Source organism: Micromonospora sp. LOL_024 (assembly GCF_048060415.1).
In the GTDB taxonomy this organism is placed as follows: Bacteria; Actinomycetota; Actinomycetes; order Mycobacteriales; family Micromonosporaceae; genus Micromonospora.
Genome location: NZ_JBHMIS010000125.1, coordinates 1 through 1,455, shown reverse-complemented (window position 1 = coordinate 1,455; position 1,455 = coordinate 1). Strand labels below are relative to the sequence as shown.

General features: G+C 68.9%; 2 protein-coding genes. Both read right to left on the bottom strand.

Features of this window, described 5'->3' with window-relative positions; translation table 11 throughout:
• Positions 1 to 1,117 (bottom strand): IS66 family transposase (gene tnpC / locus ACFHWY_RS28470; protein WP_416583323.1); only part of this gene is annotated, 1,117 nt, incomplete at its 3' end.
• A gap of 48 nt (positions 1,118 to 1,165) precedes the next feature.
• Complete coding sequence (locus ACFHWY_RS28465) at positions 1,166 to 1,282, bottom strand: DUF6444 domain-containing protein (RefSeq protein WP_416583324.1); 117 nt, start codon at positions 1,280 to 1,282, stop codon at positions 1,166 to 1,168.
• Positions 1,283 to 1,455 lie beyond the last annotated feature (173 nt).

The following is a 1,455-nucleotide window of genomic DNA, read 5'->3' as shown; positions in this document are numbered from 1 at the left end:
CGGTGGTGAACAGTTGTTTGAGCACGTCGAGGGCGTCCTTGCCGTGTTTGGCGGCGGTGGACAGGTAGGACCGTAGGATGGCGAAGTCGGCCAGGCCTTGCAGGGTTCGCCAGGTTGCGGAGATCTTCTGTTGAAGCTTGACCGGGCGAAGGTCGCGTTCTGCCTGGTTGTTGGTGAACGGCACGGCCAGGTCGACGGTGAACCGCAGGATCATGTCGCGGTGGGCGGCGAAACGTTCGACCAGCGTGCCGGCGCGTGACGGCCTGCCGTCACGATCGGGAGGGTTCTGCTCGCGGCCGTAGGCCAGCGCGCCGGCGTAACAGGCTCGGAGGTGACTGATCTCGTCGGCTGACAGCGCGTCTCGGCCCGCGGTGACGGCCTGCTCGGTCGTCTTCTTGGCCATCAGCAGGGTTTGCGCCATCACCTCGGCCCAGCCCTGGCCCGCCGGATCGGACTCGTGCACACCGCGCAGGTCGCGGATCAGATGGGCTCCGCACCAGGCGTGCTCGGCGTCGGTGAGGTGCCGGTAGGCGGCGTAGCCGTCACGGACCAGGATGCCGGTGAACCCGGGCAGCACCTGCCCGGCGTCGATATCGGCCTTGCTGCGGCCGCCCACGTGTAACAAGGTCAGTTCGGGTGTGCAGGCCACGTGCACGTACTTCAGAGCGCCGTCGACGCGGGCCGGGGTCTCATCGGCGTGCAGCACCTGCTGGACATGCAGCAACGCGCCCGTGCGGGACACGAACGGCCCGAGCTTGCGGGCTGCCTCACCGACCACCTGATGCACGAACCCGGTCGACACCCGCACGCCGAGCAGGTCGCCCATCACCGCGGCGGCTCGGGCGAACGGCAGGAAATGCGCGGCCCGCGTGTAGACGGCGGCGGCCTTGACACCAGCGCCGTACTGCACCCGCCCGGACACCCCGGCCGGCACCGCCGGCTCGCTGACTCGCCCGCACCCGCCGCACTCGACCGCGATCAGCCGGTGCTCGACGACCAGCGGCCGCCGCTCGGGCATCTCGATCACCTGCCGGCGCTGTCGCCCGTACTCACGCCCATCCCTCAACGGCGACCCGCAACCCGGATGGACACACCGCTGCGGCCGGTGCTCGACCACCTCATCCGGATCCGCGACCAGCTCAAGGGTCCACCCCGGCGCCCCGGGCTACTTACCCCGCCGCCGTCCACTGCCCTTGCCCGGCTGCCGGGCTGGGCCACTGAGACCGTCCGACGAGGGAGGCTTCGACGAGTTCGAGGAGTTCCACCCCAACCGGCGTTTCAGCTCAGCGTTCTCCGCTTCCAGTCAATCAACCCGTTCCCGCAGCTCAACCAGCATCGCGACCAGATCCTCGTACGAGAGCGGGACCTGCGGAACGGACGACACCCCGTGATCATGCCAGCCGATCAACCAGAGTGGACATCCGGCCGGCGACTCACCTCAAGCTGAATACGTAC